Genomic DNA, 16,516 nt, shown 5'->3' with positions numbered 1-16,516 from the left:
TTCAGTTCTCCCGTCCGAAGCGGTTGGCTCGGAGATAGATCACGGTGAACACGATGAGGATCACGAACGCGACGACGGTCAGCGCGGAGCCGTAGCCGAACTCGCGGTCGAAGATGGCGGTCTGGGCGACGTAGAGGGGCAGCGTCGTCGTCGAGCCGGCCGGGCCTCCGCCGGTGAGCGTGAAGAGGAGGTCGACGTTGTTGAACTCCCACACGGCCCTGAGCAGCGTGGCGATGACGACGGCCTGGCGGACGTGCGGCCAGGTGATCGAGACGAACTTGCGGATGCGGCCCGCGCCGTCCATCTCCGCCGACTCGTAGAGGTCGTTGGGCACCGACTGCAGGTCGGCGAGGATCAGGATTGCGAAGAAGGGAGCGCCCTTCCACAGCTCGGCGAGCACGGCGGCCCAGAACGCGGTGCCCTCACCCGAGAGCAGCGAGGTGCCGTACTGCACGAGACCCATGTCGGCGAGGTACCGGCCGAGGCCGGTCGTGGGGTTGTAGATGAGGAGCCAGATGGTCGTGGTGAGGATGCCCGCGACGGCCCATGGCGTGAAGACGAGGGACCTGACGATGCCTCGGCCCTTGAAGGCCTGGTTGATGAGCAGCGCCAGGATCATGCCGAAGATGAACTGCAGGCCGACCTCGACGATCACCCACTGGAACGTGAAGCCGATGCTGCGCCAGAACTTCTCGTCGGCGGCGATGTCGACGAAGTTGTCGAGCCCGACGAAGCCGTTGTAGATCGGGAAAGTCGGGTTGTACTGCTGCAGGCTGTAGTAGAAGACGCTGCCGACCGGGTAGACGAGGAAGATCACAACCAGCGCGGCGGCTGGGGCGATCAGCGCGTAGGGGTACCACTTCGTGCGGTTCTTCCTCACCCGAGGGGGCGTGGATTGGGGGAGCGTTTTCGTCATCATTTCCTTTCCGCCGTGGCGGGAGAGAGAGCTCCCGCCACGGCGTGGCTTGACCGCAGGATCAAGAAGTGAGCTCGAGGTACCGCTCGTTGGCTTCGGTGAGGGCATCCGCCCACTTGGTGCAGAACTCGGTGACCGTCATCTGGTCCTGCAGCACGCGCTGCCAGTCGGGGAGCATCTCGGTGCCCGTGATGGAGGTCCACTCGGGCAGGTAGTAGGGGACGTTCATCGAGACCGCGTCGGGGCGTTGGCTGGCCTCGATGGCAGCGGTGATCGCCGGGTTGTCCTGCACCCACTGGTCCTCGAAGACGGCGGTGTTGCCCGGGATGTAGCCGGAGGCCTCCGCCCAGAAGCTGTTGCCTTCCTCGCCCATGGTGTACTCGAGGAACTTCGCGGCGGCCTCCTTGTGCTCGCTCTGCTCGAACATCGCGAAGCCGGTGGTGAGCCGCCCGATCACCTCGACTCCGTTCTCGGCGGCGTAGGGGGTGTTCACCGCGATCTGCTCGGGCTGGAGGGTCTGCAGCATGGTCGGGTAGGAGCCGATGGAGTGGCTGAGCATGCCAGCGCCGCCGCCGGTGAACTGGGCGATCATCACCTTGAAGTCAGCGGTGAGGTCGCTCTCGGCGGTCGTCGTCTTGTACAGGCCCGCGTACTTCTCTGCCGCTTCGATGATGGCGGGGTCGTCGAGCGTCGCCTTGCCGTTTTCGTCGAAGATCTCTGAGATGCCGGCTCGGGTGTAGACCATCTCCATGAACTGCGGGAAGAAGCCGTTGCCGCCGCGGATCGTGTAGCCAAACTGTCCCGAGGAGGGGTCGGTCAACGCGGTGGCCGCCGCGTCGAACTCGTCCCACGTCTCTGGAACCTCGAGCCCGGCATCCGCCAGCCAGTCTGCGCGGTAGTAGATGGTGTCGGCGATGGCCGTCGCGGGCGTCATGTAGAGCACGCCGTCCGGGGCAGCCTTGCGCGTGCTGTCGACGAGGCCGGGGTCGAGCTGCTCTTCCCAGCCGCCCTCCGAGATGAGGTCGTCGAGCGGGGCGAGCGCGCCCTGGGCGACGAGGCCGGAGAGGTCGGACGCCTTCGGTGTCACGAGGTCAGGCGTCGAGTCGGTGGCGATCGCCGTGCCGATCTTCTGCATGTAGGAGTCGGTCGGCAGGCCGAGGTACTCGATCTTGATGTCCGGGTTCTCGGCCTCGAACATCGAGATGAGCTCCTTGAGGCTCTCCGTGCGCTCCGGGCGGGTGTCGGTGTCCCACAGCTGGAGCGTCACAACGCCGTCCTCTCCGACGTCGCCCCCGCCGACGCAGGCGGTGAGCGCCAGCGTTGCGGTGAGAGCGCCAGCGAGCGCTGCGGTGGTGAGCTTCCGTCTCCGGGGGTGAGAACGCGTCATTGCGATTCCTTTCATGGCCTCGTTGCCGTTGCATCGTCAATCGGTGATGCGGTCGATCATATACTAGACACCATACATGGTCGATCAGAACATGCTAGGGTCGACCTCGAAGGAGGGCCACATGAGCTTTGAACCCCTGGCCCCAATGGCGACACCGCTGTCGCGCACTGGGCATGTTGTCGAATCGCTGAGAAAATCGATCCTCGCTGGAACGCTTCGGGCCGGACAGCCGTTGGTGGAGGCCGAGCTTGCCGCGAGCTTCGGTGTCTCCAAGACGCCCGTGCGCGAAGCGCTGAAGACCCTGGCCGGGCTCGGTCTCGTCTCGATGATGGAGTACCGCGGCGCCGTCGTTCGCTCCGTTGACTCCGACATGGCGCGGGCCGTGTTCGAGGTGCGCTGCCTGCTCGAGCCGGAGGCCGTGCGGCTCGCGGTCGCCGCCGGCATCGACGTGGAGGCCGCGCGCCGAGCGCTCGAGAGGTCAGAGGCCGCCGCAGACAGCGCCGAACGCAGCATCGCGAACCGCGACTTCCACCGCCTCACCTACGCGAACTGCGGCAACTCGCTGCTGCTCTCAATGCTCGACGACCTCCGCGACCAGACGGCGCTCATCAGCGTGACGGCCTGGCAGAACGGCATCACCTGGGTCCACGAAGCGCACGAGCACGACGCGATCCTCGAGGCCGCAGAACGCGGCGACGCGGAGGAGGCGAAGCGACTCGTCGATCTTCACATCCGGCGCTTCACCAAACACGCGCTCGCTCTTCTGGAGGAACACAATGCATGAGACAGCTACCCGCCTCGCGGACGTCGTCGCCATCCCGGTAACCCCGTTCGTCGACGGGGCCATCGACTTCGACACGCTCCGCACCGTCCTCGACCGGATGCTCGACGCCGGGGTCACCGTGCTCACTCCCAACGGGAACACGGGCGAGTTCTACGCCCTGCGCCACGACGAGCGGCGCCAGGTCCTCCACGCGGTCGCCGAGCACGCCAACGGCAGAGCGCTGATCGTCGCCGGAATCGGGCTCGACACCGACACCGCGATCGCCGACGGCCGCGCCGCCGCCGACGCCGGAGCCGAGATGGTCATGGTCCACCAGCCCGTGCATCCCTACATCTCCCGCCAGGGGTGGCTCGACTACCACGCGACGATCGCCGACGCGCTCCCCGAGCTGGGCGTCGTCCTCTACGTCCGCAACCCCTGGGTCGACGGAGAAATGATCGCCGAGCTGGTGCAGCGCAGTCCGAACGTCGTCGGCGTGAAGTACGCGGTCGCCGACCCGGTCATGTTCGCGCGCGTCCGAAGCGCGGCCCCGCAGCTCGTGTGGATCGCCGGCCTCGCCGAACCGTACGCGCTGTCCTACTTCGCCCACGGGGCGACCGGCTTCACCTCCGGGCTCGTCTGCGTCAACCCCGGACTGTCTCTCGACCTGCTGCGCGCGCTGCAGGCCAGCGACCTGGTCACGGCCCGCCGCCTCACCGAGTCGATCCGCGAGTTCGAGGAACTCCGTGCGCTCGACTCGAACGCCAACAACGTCAGCGTCATCAAAGAGGCGCTCGCGCAGCTCGGCGTCGGCTCGCGCGCCGTGCGGCCCCCGAGCGCCCAGGTAGATGCGGCAACGGCGGCGCACGTGGCGCGCATCCTCGCCGCGTGGTCGGTTGAGCACGAGTTGCAGCCGCGCGCCGACCTCGCAGCCAGCGCATGAGGATCGTCGGACTCGAAGCCTTCCTGTCCCGCGTCGGCGACCGGCCCAGGGTGCTGGTGCGCCTCGACACCGACGAGGGCATCTCGGGGTGGGGCGAGGCCTATAACCACGGGCCGGACGAGGCGCTGTTCCCGATCTTCCAGTTCCTGCTCACGCAGATCGAGAACGAGGACCCGACGCGGGTCGAGCACGTCACGCAGAAGATGCTGCGCCTCGCGCGCTTCCCCCAGGGTGCGATCGGTCTCGCCGCCATCGCGGCCATCGACCACGCGCTGTGGGAGATCAGCGCGGTCGCCCTCGGGGTGCCCGTGTACCGGCTGCTCGGCGGGCGAGTGCGCGACAAGGTCGGGGTCTACTGCGGGCTGTACTCGGCACCCGACCCCGAAGACGTGCGCGACCGCACGGCCGAGCTCAACGAGACCTACGGGTTCACGTCGTTCAAGCTGAGCCCCTGGCGCGGCGACATCCACGAGCGCCGGTGGGGCCTCGTCGTCGACGAGGTGGCGTCCTACTTCGCGGCGGTGCGCGAGCAGTCCGACCCGCGCTGGGACTTCGGATTCGACGCGCACGCCCAGATCTTCGAGCCCCACAAGGCGATCGAGCTCGGCAACGCCCTGGCCCCGTACCAGCCGATGTTCTTCGAGGAACCCCTCCGGCCCGAGCACCTCGCCTCCTGGGGGCACCTGCGCAGCAAGCTCCAGGTTCCCCTGGCGACCGGCGAAAGCCTGTATTCGGCCCACGAGTTCCTGGCGCTCTTCAACGCCAACGGCGTCGACATCGCGCAACCCGACATCGCCGTCGTCGGTGGGCTCTCGCAGATGCGTCGCATCGCGACCGTCGCCGAGGTCCACAACGTCATGCTCGCGCCGCACAACCCGATGGGCCCGCTCGCGACCGCGCACAACGTGCACTTCGCGGCCGCGTGCAGCAACTTCCTCACCCTCGAGTACAAGTTCGACGACACCACCTGGTGCCCAGACCCGTACGTGCCCGAGGGTGGCTACCTGAACCTCCGCGACGACCGACCGGGCTGGGGCGTGACGATCGACGAGGACGCGCTGCGCGCATCCGACACTACCGTCTGGCACCGAGCGCTGAACGTGCGCCCAGACGGGTCGTGGGGCTGGGCCTAGCTCGGGGTCGCCGCCGAGTCCTCGCCGTCACGCGCGGCCATCCGCTTCTGGATGGCCGACGTGACGGGGCCCGTGAGGAGTAGCAGTAGCCACGTGTACCGCGCCGGGTCTGGGCCGTAGAGGAACGCAACCGGGATCGACAGCGCAAACACGGCGGGCACGACAAACGTAAAGGCCGAGCGGCGCCGCGCGGCCGCCGAGTTCTCGGTGAGCCCGCGCCGCACCGCGACAACCCAGATCATGTGCTGGGCGAGCGACGCGCAGATAATGCTGACCGCGTAGGCGACCACGGGCAGCGGCTGCGTGTCGAGCGTCGACTCGCTCATCGCCGCGGTCGTGAACGGCAGCACGACGATGAAGAACATTGCCACGATGTTGGCGTTGAGGAGCGCCCCGTCGAGGGCCGACACCTGGCCCATGAGCCGGTGGTTGACCTTCCAGAAGTTGGCGATCACGAAGAAGCTGATCGTGAACGCGAGCAGCTGGCCGAGCACGCCCGACCCGGACAGCGCATCCCAGCTCGCCCAGTGATCCGCCGTCGGCGGCTCGATGCCCACGATGAGAATCGTAATCGCCACCGCGTAAATGGCGTCGAAGAAGGTCAGCCCTCGGTCGAACTCGGTCGTGCCGCGTGCGTAGGTGCGTGAAGCCATGTGGGGGATGCTCCGTGCTCGTGAGGGGGGTGGTCCGGGGGCTACCCGAGGGTGCGGATGACCTTCGCCGGGTTGCCAACGGCGACGACGTTCGCGGGAAGGTCTTTCGTGACGACGGCACCCGCCCCGACGACGGTGTTCTCGCCGATCGTGACGCCGGGGCAGACGATCACTCCGCCACCGAGCCACACATTGTCGCCGAGCGTGATCGGCTCGCCCGCCTCGTAGCCCGCCCTGCGGGGTTCGGGGTCGAGCGGATGCGTGGGCGTCAGCAGCTGCACGTTGGGCCCGATCTGGCAGTGCGCCCCGATCGTGATCGGCGTCACATCGAGCGCCACGAGGCCCACGTTGATGAAGGTGCCGGCCCCGATCGAGATGTTTGAGCCGTAGTCGACGTACAGGGGAGCCTTCACGGCGACATCCGCGCCCAGATCACCGATGAGGTCCGCCAGGATCTCTGAGGCGCGGGCCCCGTCGACGGGGAACGTCGCGTTGTACTCAGCCTGCAACCTCGTCGCGCGCTCCGCCCCCGCCGACAGCTCAGCGTCGTCCGCGTGGTACAGATCGCCCGCGAGCATCCGCTGCTTCATGGTCCGGCCGTCGTTGAAGTTCACCGTCATGGCACAAGACCCTAGCCTGCACCCCCACAGGCCAGAGGCACGTTAATCTCGACACGTGACCTCGCTGTGGAACGCCGCCGGCCCCGACCTCGTGGTGCACGGCGACAACCTCGACGCCATGCGCCGCCTCCCCGACGGCGCCTTCCAGGTCATCTACCTCGACCCGCCCTTCAACACCGGCAAGCAGCAGAAGCGGCAGTCGATCAGGGTCAAGCGGCAGTCGCCAGCGGAGGAGGCCGTCGAGGCGGCGGAGCTCGGCGAGGCCCTCGCGCACGACGAAGCGCCCGCATCCACACCGATCACCCGCACCGGGTTCCAAGGCCGCAGCTACGAGCACACCCTCGGAGAGCTGTCCGCGTTCAACGACGAGTTCGCCGACTACTGGGGGTTCCTCGAACCGCGGCTCGTGGAGGCGTGGCGGCTCCTCGACGAGACCGGCACCCTCTACCTGCACCTCGACTACCGCGAAGCGCACTACGCGAAGGTCGTGCTCGACGCGCTCGTGGGGCGAGACAAGTTCCTCAACGAGATCATCTGGGCCTACGACTACGGCGCGCGCACCTCCAAGCGGTGGCCCTCGAAGCACGACACGATCCTCGTCTACGTCAAAGACCCGAAGCGCTACCACTTCGACTCCACCGAGGTCGACCGCGAGCCCTACATGGCTCCGGGCCTCGTGACCGAAGCGAAACGCGAGCGCGGCAAGCTACCCACCGACGTGTGGTGGCACACGATCGTCTCCCCAACCGGCAAGGAACGCACCGGCTACGCCACACAAAAGCCGGCCGGCCTGCTCCGCCGCATGATCCGCGCCTCGAGCCGCGAGGGCGACTGGGTCGCCGACTTCTTCGGCGGCTCAGGAACGACGGCCGCCGTCGCCCGCGAGACCGGGCGCCGCTTCGTGACCGTCGACGCATCTGTGGATGCGCTCCGCACCATGCGCGGGCGCCTCGGCCCCGAGGGCGTCGAGTACCGAAAACTAACGAAGGACGGCTCGCGGCTCCTCTCCGCAGCGCCAAAACGGGCCAAGCGCGGCCGCTGAGTCGCGGCGACGCCCGGCCCGTTCCGGATGTGATTAGCCCGTGTCGGGTGTCCTGGCCTGTCTCGGATGTACCCGGCCCGACTCGGAAGCAATGGGCCTGGCTCGGATGCAATGGGACTGTGCTCAGCGAGCCTGCCCGTCGCCATCGGCGGGCGCCGTGCCCGCCTCCGGCGTTGCGTCCGGGCGTGCGTCCGGGCGTGCGTACGGGTCTGCCTGTGGCGCCGAGTAAGAGGGCAGGGCCGTGTACTGGCCGCGCGTCTGGTGGCCGTGCATCTGCTGCTGCGGGGCGGGCTGCGCGTCCTGCGGGAACTGGCTGGGCGCCGACTGTGCGGAGGGCTGCTGTGCGGATGGCTGCTGCTCGTAGGGCTGTTGTTCGTAGGGCTGCTGGCCGTATGCCTGCTGCCCGAATGGCTGCTGCCCATAGGGCTGCTGGCCGTACGCCTGCTGGACATTTTGCTGGCCGTAAGCCTGCTGGCCATACTGCTGCTGCGCGTACTGCTGCTGCGCGTACTGCTGCTGCGGGTACTGCTGGCCGTACTGCTGCGCGGGGTACTGCTGCCCGTAGGGCTGCGTCGGTGCCCCGAACTGACCGGCCGTGTCGAAGCGCGCGCCAGCCGGCACCGACGGCAGGCAGGCGAACACGAGAAGGGCGATCGGGCCGAGGAACGGGAAGAGCCCGATCAACGCGAAGAATCCCGAGAAGTTGGCGTCGTGCAGGCGACGCACCGTGATCGAGATCGACGGCAGCAGGAGCGCGAGGTTCACGAGCCAGGTCAGCAGTCCAAAGACGACGCCGAGAGCGGCCACGCCTCTGTTACCGTACTGGCCCCCGACATCGAAGCCGGAGCCGACGATGCTCAAGATCGTCGGGACACCGGCAGCCACCAGGAACGCCCACCAGTACTCGCTGCGGCTCGCCCGCCCGCGGTACACGAACGTCTTCAGGACAAAGCGCTTGATCGCCTCGGGGAACGGAGCCCCGTAGTAGGGCTGGTCGAGTGCCGGAGCGCCGGCCTGGGGGGTTCCGTAGGTCATGTCATCCTCAGTGCTCGCGGGAGTGGTGCAACGTCACACCTTATTGCAGCGCTCTCGGACGCGTCGGGGAGGCGACCCTCGCGACGACCTTCGTGACGACCTTCGCGACGATCTCGGCCAGCGCCGCGGCGACCCCCTCGAGGTCCGCCCGCGTCGTGGATGCTCCCCACGTGAACCGCAGAGCCGTCCGCGCCTCGTCCCCCTCGTAGCCGAGGGCGAGCAGCACGTGCGACGGCTCGTCGTGGCCCGCCGCGCAGGCCGCCCCCGCCGAGGCCAGCACACCCCGCTGCTCAAGCTCAAGCAGCACCGTCTCCCCGTTCACCCCGGGCACCACGAACGAGGCATGCCGGGGGAGGCGAGCGGATGCGTGCCCCGTCAGCCACGCGTCCGGGATGCTCGTGAGCACGTTCGCGATGAACGCGTCGCGCGCAGCCCCCGCCGGGCGCTCCGCATCGGCCAGGCGCAGCGCCACCGCGAAGGCGACCGCGAACGCCACGTTCTCCGTGCCAGAGCGGCGCCCCCGCTCCTGCCCGCCACCATGAAGGAGCGGCTCCAGCGCCACGCGCGAGCGGACCGCAAGCACACCGACGCCCTTCGGGGCGCCGAGCTTGTGGCCCGAGACGCTGAGCGCATCCACGCCCGTCGCCGCCATCGACACGTCGAGCGAGCCAGCGGCCTGCACGGCGTCGGCGTGGAACGGCACCCCGCGGGCCTGCGCGACCCCCGTGAGCGCGGCGACGTCCTGCACCGTGCCCACCTCGTTGTTCGCCGTCGCGAGCGAGACGAGAGTTGTGTCGTGGCGGAGGGTCTCCGCCAAGGCCGCCTCGGTGACCCGGCCCCGCGCATCCAGCTCGACGAACGTCGCCTCGAAGCCATGGAAGCGCACGAGGTAGTCGACGGAGGCGAGCACCGACTCGTGCTCGATACGGCTCGTCACAAGGTGCCTGCCCCGCGGGTTCGCGAGGGCGATGCCCTTCACCGCGAGATTGTTCGCCTCGGTGCCGCCCGACGTGAAGACCACCTCGGAGGCCCGGCAGCCGAGCACCGCCGCGACGCTCCTCCGCGCGTCCACAAGGGCCGCGGCCGCCTCCTCGCCCAGCCGGTGCGTGCTCGACGGGTTGCCGAACGCCCCCGTTAGGAACGGCCAGGCGGCGGCGAGCGCTTCCTCGCGCACCGGGGAGGTCGCCGCCGCGTCGAGGTGCAGCATCTCAGGCGCCGGCTCGCGCCGAGGTGACGATCTCGGGTGCGACGTCGACGGTCATATCGAGCCCGAGGTCGACGGCGGGCGCGCTGTGCGTGAGGGCACCGACCGAGATGACGTCGACCCCCGTCTCGGCGATCGCCGCCACCGAGTCGAGCGTCACTCCGCCGCTCGCCTCGACCGTCGCCCGGCCCGCGATGAGGTCGACGCCCTCACGCAGCTCCGCGAGCGAGAAATTGTCGAGCATGATCGTGTCGACCCCCGCCGCGAGCACCGGGGCGATCTGGTCGAGGCGGTCGACCTCCACCTCGACGTGCGTTGTGTGGCCGAGCCTAGCCCTCGCGGCGAGCAGCGCCTCGGTGAGCGGCGCCTCGGTGAGCCCGAGGCCCGACTGCTGCACGAGCACAGCCAGGTGGTTGTCCTTCGCCATCACCGCGTCCGACAGCGAGAAGCGGTGATTCCTGCCTCCGCCGCTCGCAACCGCATGCCGCTCGAAGGCCCGCAGCCCCGGCGTCGTCTTGCGGGTGTCGGTGATGCGGGCGTCCGTGTGCGCGACGGCGTCCACGTACCTCCGGGTCAGCGTCGCGATGCCGCACATGCGTTGCGCGAAGTTCAGCGCCACCCGCTCCGCCGTGAGCACCGACCTTGCGGGGCCGGTCACCGTGGCCAGAGTTTGCCCCGGCCGGAACACGTCGCCGTCGCCCGCGTGCCGCTCAACCTCGACGCGCGCATCCGTCAGCCGAAACGCCGCCGCGAACACGTCCATGCCCGAGAGCACGCCCGCCTCGCGCGCCACGAGCGTGGCGCTCGCGGTGGCCTTCGCCGGGATGAGCGTTTCGACCGTGATGTCACCCCACGGGGCGTCCTCGAGCAGGGCAGCCGTCACGGCAGTGGTGATGTGGGCGGAGGTCAGCATCAGAGCACCATGGCCTTCTGTGGGAGGGGCGACTTGGAGTGGGAGACGGGGGGCCCGGCGCGCCACACTGGCTCGTCGACGCGGAAATGCGCGCCGAGCGACGCCGTGCGAGCCTTCGCCGCCGTGACCGTCAGACGGGCGAGCAGCAGCAGGTTGTCGTCTTCACGGTCGGCGACCGTGGTGGCTTGGGTGCGGGTGTGGGTGTGGGCTTGGGTGTGGGCCCCGGGTTGGTGTCTGCTCGCGGCCCAGGCGTCGATGGTGCGCCCGGCGTTCTCGAGCGTGGTGCCCTCGCGGTGCAGTCCCGCGGAGGCCCACATGAGGTCCTGGAGGGCGGCCCGCGAGAAGGTCGGAACGGCATCGTTCGCCAACGTGTGACCAGTAGGCGTGCAAATTCGGCGCGAATCGGCTGTCGACGGCCTCGCACGGCGCATATTGCACTCTTGTTGGACAGTGCGGGGATTGAGAGTGGCCGCAGCAGTTGGGGCAGCGGCAGCGGCAGCAGCGGCAGCAGCGGCAGCAGCGGCAGAAGTGGCAGCACCTGCGTCGGCGGCCAGCGCCTCCGCAACGCGGCGCCCGAACACGGCCCCCTCGAGCAGCGAGTTCGAGGCGAGCCGGTTCGCCCCGTGCACCCCGGTGCGTGCCGTCTCGCCCGCAGCGTAGAGGCCCGGGATGCTCGTGCGTCCGTCCAGGTCGGTCACGACCCCGCCCATGAGGTAGTGCGCCGCCGGGGTGACCGGCACCGTCTCGCTCGACCAGTCGATGCCGCTCTCGTCGATGCGGGCGGTGATGCTCGGGAAGCGACGCTCGAGGAACGCTCGGCCGAGGTGCCGGGCGTCGAGGCGCACCGGGCGGCCGCCCTGTCTCGCCATCTCGTCGGCGATGGCTCGCGCCACGACGTCTCGCGGGGCGAGCTCGGCGTCGGGATGCATGCCGAGCAGGAACCGCTCGCCCGCCTCGTTCCGCAACACCGCCCCTTCGCCCCGCACGGCCTCCGAGATGAGGGCCCCACCCGACCCGGCGAGCACCGTCGGATGGAACTGCACGAACTCCAGGTCGGCGACGGCGGCCCCGGCCCGCCAGGCGGCGGCGATGCCATCGCCCGTCGCGACCTCGGGGTTGCTGGTGTGGGCGAAGAGCTGCCCCGCGCCGCCGGTCGCCAGCACCACCGCGTCGGCGGCGAACAGACGTGGGGCGGTGCCGTCAGCCTGGTCGCGGCCCTGGAGCCACGCGCCGACCACGCGCGAAGCCGCCGAGACCTCGGGCTCGGGCTGCCTCGGCGCTGGCTCCTGGGCCCCTTGGGCGCCCTGGGCCACCTGGGCAAGCTCGACGAGGAAGTGGTGCTCGAGCAGCCGGAGCTCGCCCCGGTCCGCGGCCGCCCGCACCGCTGAGCTCAACGCCCGCTGGAGCTCGCGTCCCGTCGCGTCGCCGAACGCGTGCAGGATGCGCGGATGCGCGTGCGCAGCCTCGAGCCCACGCGCGAGCTCGCCCGGCCGGTCGTCGCTCGCGGACGGAACCCGGTCGAAGCGCGCGCCGAGGGCAAGCAGGTCGCGGATGCGCGCATCCGCCCACTCGCACAGCACCTCGACCGCTCGCCGGTCGCCGAGCCCGGCACCCGCGGCGAGGGTGTCGCACACGTGCGAGGCGACCGAGTCGCGAGCGTCACCCTCGTCGAGGACCGCCGCGATGCCGCCCTGCGCCCGCGCCGTCGCCGTGTCGTCGAGCGTCGACTTCGTCGCGACGGTCACCTCGTGTCCGTCCGCGCTCGCGGCGAGCGCCGCGGTCAGTCCCGCGATGCCGCCGCCGACGATGAGCACCCGAAGGCGGCCGCTCCCTTGCACCTCAGGACGCCATCGTCGTGTCGGGCCTCGCCGCTAGCATCCGCTCGACCGCGACCCTGGCGGGCTCCGCGACCGACGCCGGCACGCTGATCTGGTTGCGCACCTCGCCCGCCACGAGCCCTTCGAGCACCCAGGCGATGTAGCTGGGGTGGATGCGGTACATCGTCGAGCACGGGCACACGACGGGGTCGAGGCAGAAGATCGTGTGCTGCGGGTACTCGGCGGCGAGGCGCTGCACGAGGTTGATCTCCGTGCCGATCGCGAACACCGAGCCGTCGGGGGCCGCCGCGATCGCCTTCGTGATGTAGTCGGTGGACCCGTACTCGTCGGCCGCGTCGACGATCGCCATCGGGCATTCGGGGTGCACGATGACGCGCACGTCGGGGTAGTCGGCGCGCGCCTTCTCGATCTGCGCGACCGTGAAGCGCTTGTGGACGGAGCAGAAGCCGTTCCAGAGGATGACCTTGGCGGTGTCGAGGGTCTCTGGCGTCTGACCGCCGAGAGGGCGGCGCGAGTTCCAGAGCGGCATTTCCTCGAGCGGCACGCCCATCGCCTTCGCCGTGTTGCGGCCGAGGTGCTGGTCGGGGAAGAACAGCACCCGCTGCCCGCGCTCGAAGGCCCAGGCGAGCACGGTCTCTGCGTTGGACGAGGTGCAGACGATGCCGCCGTTGCGCCCACAGAACGCCTTGAGTTCGGCCGACGAGTTCATGTAGGTGACCGGGACGACCGGCACGCGGCCGTCCGCGTCAGCCTCGGTGCCGTAGAGCTCGGCGAGCTGCTCCCAGCATTCCTCGACGGAGTCGCTGTCGGCCATGTCTGCCATGGAGCATCCTGCGGCGAGGTTCGGCAGGATCACAACCTGCTCAGGCGCCGACACGATGTCGGCCGTCTCGGCCATGAAGTGGACGCCGCAGAACACGATCGCCTCGGCCTCCGGCTTCGCCTTGGCGGCGTTCGCGAGCTGGAACGAGTCGCCGATGAAGTCGGCGTACTGCACGACCTCGTCGCGCTGGTAGAAGTGGCCGAGGATCACGACCCGGTCGCCGAGCTCCGCCTTGGCGGCGACGATGCGGTCGTGGATCTCCGCCTCACTCGCGGTCCGGTACTCCTCCGGCAGCAGCTCCTGCCGCGGCGCCGTCGTCGGCAGCCGGTCGGCCATGGACGCCCCAGGACCGTAGGACGGTGCTTGCAGGTCGAACGCCCACGGGGACTTGGTGAGCTCCGGCGAGCAGCTCTTGCCCGCCTGGTCGCCGTTCTGGATGCGCGTGATCGTGGTGTGCACTGAGGCGGTCGTCGTCATGGCTGGCGTCTTTCTGGGGGATGTACCGGTAGAGCTTCGGTGGTCGGTGCCTGGTGCCGGCGAGGGTCTCGCCGGTTTCGACGAGGGTTCGGGAGGCGAGCAGGTCGCGGCGGAAGTTCGCGGCGTCGAGCGGTCGCCCGAGCACGGCCTCGTAGACCTCGCGCAGCTGCGCGATGGTGAAGGATGCGCCGAGGAAGCTGTGCGCGATGGAGCTGTACTCGACCTTGGTGCGGAGGCGCCAGAGGGCGTAGTCGATGATGCGGCGATGGTCGAAGGCGAGCGGTGGGAGGTCGTCGACGGGGTGCCAGCGCACGTTGTCGCCGAGGTGGGCTGAGCTCGCTTCCTCGTTGCCGACGAGCGCCCAGTAGACGACGGAGACGACTCGCGGGTCGTCGCCGAAGACGCGGTCGGCGTCGCCGAAGGCGTAGAGCTGCTCGAGGTACTTCGGGGCGAGGCGCATGGTCTCGAAGAGGGTGCGCGAGGCGGCGGCCCCGAGGTCTTCGTCGCCGAGGGGCCCGCCGGGAAGCGCGAGGAGGTCGATGAACGGCTGCCGCTGTCGTCGCACGAGCGGCACCCAGATCGTGGGGGCGGGGTATCGCGCGGATGCGGGCGGTGATGGGCGCAACGCGAAGATCACCGTCGAGACGGCGAGGGTCGCCCTGGCAGCTGCCATCTGCGTCGCTCCCTGCTCTTTGCGGTTGCCCCGACGCATTCGACGGGCACTTAGAGTCGACTTGACTCTAAGTGCAGTGTACGCCACGTCCGCCTAGGCTGTGGCGGTGAGCGATGCGCAGCAGTTCGGCAGTGAAGACGCGGCCCCGCACGGCGTGGGGCCCTGGCCCGGCGGGCGTGAGGCGTGGCCCGAAGGGCCCTGGTTCGATGCGGAGCTGCTCGAGCACGGCGATCGCCGCAATGTCATCGACCGGTACCGGTACTGGTCGATGGAGGCGATCGTCGCCGACCTCGACACGAAGCGGCACGCGTTTCACGTCGCCATCGAGAACTGGCAGCACGACATGAACATCGGCTCGATCGTGCGCAGCGCGAACGCCTTCGCAGCCGACACGGTGCACATCGTCGGTAAGCGCCGCTGGAACAAGCGGGGTGCCATGGTGACCGACCGCTACCAGCACGTCGTCCACCACGAGACGGTCGAGGCCTTCATTGAGTGGGCGAGGGCTGAGGAGATGCCCGTGCTCGCGATCGACAACGTTCCGGGATGCGTGCCGATCGAGACGTACGAGCTGCCCGAGCGGTGCGTGCTGCTCTTCGGGCAGGAGGGTCCCGGCGTCTCAGAGGAGGCGATCGAGGTTTCGGATGCGGTGCTCGAGATCTCGCAGTTCGGCTCGACCCGGTCGATCAACGCGTCTGCTGCCGCCGCCGTCGCCATGCACACCTGGGTGCTGCAGCACGTCGACTTCGCCTAGTTGCCGAGGGCAGCAGCGCCCGCGATGATGAGCTCGAGTCCGGCCGCGAAGGCGACCCCTGGCGCCTGCAGGGTGAACGGGTCGATCGCGCGTCCGTGAAGAGCGCCGGCCGCGCCCGCTGCACCCGCTGCGCCGACCGCGGCCGCGTGGGCCCGCTGCTGCTCGTGGAATGCCTGCCCGATCGTGTAGTGCACAACGGCCTCTCCGCACGAGCGGCTTCCGCGCGCATCCAGCCCGAAGTCGCTCGCCGCGGCCTCCGAGATCATCTTGAGGAGGTCGACGGCCAGGAGGTCCAGGGCGAACGAGCTCGAGACGAGCTCAGCGCCATCCCGTCGCGAGAGCAGGGCGGTGCGCAGCTGCGTTGCGAGGGCGCGCGTCCTTCCGTCAGTGGCGAGGAGCCACGTTTCGGCGGCGAGGGGTTGCAGGATGCGGTCGCTCACTGCTGCGAGCAGCGACTGCTTGTTGGGGAAGTGCCAGTAGAGCGCGCTCGGCTGCACCTCAAGGTTGTCGCTGATGCGGCGCATCGACAGGTTGGGGAGGCCGTGCTCGTCGAGCACCTCGAGCGCCGTCGTGACGATCTCGATGCGGCTGAGCTTCTCGGGGCTCGGATCTCCGGCTGGACCTCGGGGTGTCATGTCGCTAATCTACTGAACACTGTTCACTGAACACTGTTCAGGAGTTTCGCGAGAAAGGTCCCACCCCCATGAGCACCGAATCGATCAGCGCCAGCAGGCCCTCCGTCGCCGGCGACGCACCCCGCGTTCTCGCCGACCTCGTCACGAGAACCGGTCGCACCTCGCAGGCGCACGACGCGTTCCGAAGCGTCGCGCTCCGCAACGTCGCGCTTGTGCTCGGCGGCACCCTCTTCCTCATCGCCGCGGGCTTCATCGTCATCCCGCTGCCCTTCACGCCGGTACCGGTCTCCCTCGCGACCTTCGCGGTGCTCCTGACCGGTGCGGCGCTCGGGCCAGCTCGCGGGGCAGCGAGTGCTGGGCTCTACCTCGCCCTCGGCGCTCTCGGGGCCCCGATCTTCGCCGACGGCGCCTCCGGCGTGCTCTTCCCGTCGTTCGGCTACATCGTGGGCTACGTGCTCGCCGCCGCCGTCGTCGGCTCGCTGGCGCGTCGTCGCGCTGACCGCCATGTGGTGTCGACGGTCGGCGCCTCGGTGCTCGGCACGCTGCTCGTCTACGCGGCTGGCGTGCCCTGGCTCGCGGTCTCGCTCGGGGTCGATGTGGGAACGGCCCTCGCCCTCGGCGTCCTCCCCTTCCTCCTCGGCGACGCGATCAAGATCGTGGCCGTCAGCGCGCTGCTGCCGTCGGCGTGGAAGCTGCTGAAGCGCTGA

Annotated in this window: 16 protein-coding genes and 1 pseudogene; 6 read left to right on the top strand and 11 right to left on the bottom strand. The window is 69.4% G+C overall.

The genetic code is table 11. The annotated features are described in order from the left end of the window. Position 1: 1 nt before the first annotated feature. Together ACPYN9_RS10445 and ACPYN9_RS10440 are read right to left on the bottom strand one after the other, a co-directional pair. On the bottom strand, positions 2–916 hold the full coding sequence (locus ACPYN9_RS10445) for a carbohydrate ABC transporter permease (RefSeq protein ID WP_424466326.1): 915 nt from the start codon (positions 914–916) through the stop codon (positions 2–4). Between the two features lie 61 nt (positions 917–977). Then, complete coding sequence (locus ACPYN9_RS10440; protein WP_424466324.1) at positions 978–2,303, bottom strand: ABC transporter substrate-binding protein; 1,326 nt, start codon at positions 2,301–2,303, stop codon at positions 978–980. Between the two features lie 121 nt (positions 2,304–2,424). Here ACPYN9_RS10440 and ACPYN9_RS10435 point away from each other — a divergent pair, with 121 nt between their 5' ends. The 3 genes from ACPYN9_RS10435 to ACPYN9_RS10425 are packed head-to-tail and all read left to right on the top strand — an operon-like array spanning position 2,425 to position 5,142. Next, a complete protein-coding gene (locus tag ACPYN9_RS10435) occupies positions 2,425–3,087 on the top strand; it encodes a GntR family transcriptional regulator (RefSeq protein ID WP_424466323.1) in 663 nt (220 codons plus the stop codon). Beyond that, the gene (locus ACPYN9_RS10430) at positions 3,080–4,009 is read left to right on the top strand and encodes a dihydrodipicolinate synthase family protein (protein ID WP_424466321.1); all 930 of its coding nucleotides are present in this window, start codon (positions 3,080–3,082) and stop codon (positions 4,007–4,009) included. The genes ACPYN9_RS10435 and ACPYN9_RS10430 overlap by 8 nt, the downstream gene beginning before the upstream one ends. Next, positions 4,006–5,142 carry a mandelate racemase/muconate lactonizing enzyme family protein gene (locus ACPYN9_RS10425; protein WP_424466319.1) on the top strand — a complete coding sequence of 379 codons (1,137 nt, stop codon included), beginning with the start codon at positions 4,006–4,008 and terminating at the stop codon, positions 5,140–5,142. Before ACPYN9_RS10430 ends, ACPYN9_RS10425 begins: the two co-directional genes overlap by 4 nt. Here ACPYN9_RS10425 and ACPYN9_RS10420 read toward each other — a convergent pair. Then, the gene (locus ACPYN9_RS10420) at positions 5,139–5,795 is read right to left on the bottom strand and encodes a TMEM175 family protein (RefSeq protein WP_424466317.1); all 657 of its coding nucleotides are present in this window, start codon (positions 5,793–5,795) and stop codon (positions 5,139–5,141) included. The genes ACPYN9_RS10425 and ACPYN9_RS10420 overlap by 4 nt on opposite strands. 41 nt (positions 5,796–5,836) lie before the next feature. Beyond that, the gene (locus ACPYN9_RS10415) at positions 5,837–6,415 is read right to left on the bottom strand and encodes a sugar O-acetyltransferase (protein ID WP_424466316.1); all 579 of its coding nucleotides are present in this window, start codon (positions 6,413–6,415) and stop codon (positions 5,837–5,839) included. 55 nt (positions 6,416–6,470) lie between these two features. Here ACPYN9_RS10415 and ACPYN9_RS10410 point away from each other — a divergent pair, with 55 nt between their 5' ends. After that, positions 6,471–7,457, top strand: coding sequence for a DNA-methyltransferase (locus ACPYN9_RS10410; RefSeq protein ID WP_424466314.1), 987 nt, complete (start codon positions 6,471–6,473; stop codon positions 7,455–7,457). Between the two features lie 123 nt (positions 7,458–7,580). Here ACPYN9_RS10410 and ACPYN9_RS10405 read toward each other — a convergent pair whose 3' ends face one another. The 6 genes and pseudogenes from ACPYN9_RS10405 to ACPYN9_RS10380 all read right to left on the bottom strand — a co-directional run. Continuing rightward, on the bottom strand, positions 7,581–8,492 hold the full coding sequence (locus tag ACPYN9_RS10405) for a DUF805 domain-containing protein (RefSeq protein WP_424466313.1): 912 nt from the start codon (positions 8,490–8,492) through the stop codon (positions 7,581–7,583). A gap of 40 nt (positions 8,493–8,532) precedes the next feature. Beyond that, positions 8,533–9,699, bottom strand: a complete 1,167-nt coding sequence (locus tag ACPYN9_RS10400; RefSeq protein WP_424466311.1) for a cysteine desulfurase family protein — start codon at positions 9,697–9,699, stop codon at positions 8,533–8,535. 1 nt (position 9,700) lies between these two features. After that, positions 9,701–10,609, bottom strand: a complete 909-nt coding sequence (gene nadC / locus ACPYN9_RS10395) for a carboxylating nicotinate-nucleotide diphosphorylase (RefSeq protein WP_424466309.1) — start codon at positions 10,607–10,609, stop codon at positions 9,701–9,703. After that, positions 10,609–12,447: an L-aspartate oxidase gene (locus ACPYN9_RS10390; protein ID WP_424466307.1), complete on the bottom strand. Its 1,839-nt coding sequence runs from the start codon at positions 12,445–12,447 to the stop codon at positions 10,609–10,611. Before ACPYN9_RS10390 ends, nadC begins: the two co-directional genes overlap by 1 nt. Position 12,448: 1 nt before the next feature. Beyond that, complete coding sequence (nadA, locus tag ACPYN9_RS10385) at positions 12,449–13,747, bottom strand: quinolinate synthase NadA (RefSeq protein ID WP_424466305.1); 1,299 nt, start codon at positions 13,745–13,747, stop codon at positions 12,449–12,451. Between the two features lie 22 nt (positions 13,748–13,769). Next, a pseudogene (locus ACPYN9_RS10380) lies at positions 13,770–14,459 on the bottom strand (NUDIX hydrolase); the annotation flags it as partial. A gap of 67 nt (positions 14,460–14,526) precedes the next feature. Here ACPYN9_RS10380 and ACPYN9_RS10375 point away from each other — a divergent pair. Further along, positions 14,527–15,174: a TrmH family RNA methyltransferase gene (locus tag ACPYN9_RS10375; protein ID WP_424466303.1), complete on the top strand. Its 648-nt coding sequence runs from the start codon at positions 14,527–14,529 to the stop codon at positions 15,172–15,174. Here ACPYN9_RS10375 and ACPYN9_RS10370 read toward each other — a convergent pair. Further along, a complete protein-coding gene (locus ACPYN9_RS10370; RefSeq protein ID WP_424466301.1) occupies positions 15,171–15,809 on the bottom strand; it encodes a TetR family transcriptional regulator in 639 nt (212 codons plus the stop codon). The two genes, ACPYN9_RS10375 and ACPYN9_RS10370, sit on opposite strands and share 4 nt — an antisense overlap. Positions 15,810–15,877: 68 nt before the next feature. Here ACPYN9_RS10370 and ACPYN9_RS10365 point away from each other — a divergent pair, with 68 nt between their 5' ends. Further along, on the top strand, positions 15,878–16,516 hold the full coding sequence (locus ACPYN9_RS10365; protein WP_424466300.1) for a biotin transporter BioY: 639 nt from the start codon (positions 15,878–15,880) through the stop codon (positions 16,514–16,516).

The sequence above is a fragment of the Pseudoclavibacter helvolus genome, assembly GCF_049707175.1.
In the GTDB taxonomy this organism is placed as follows: Bacteria; Actinomycetota; Actinomycetes; order Actinomycetales; family Microbacteriaceae; genus Pseudoclavibacter; species Pseudoclavibacter helvolus_A.
Note: the sequence above shows the minus strand (reverse complement) of the source record. Positions and strands in the feature narration are given on the sequence as shown.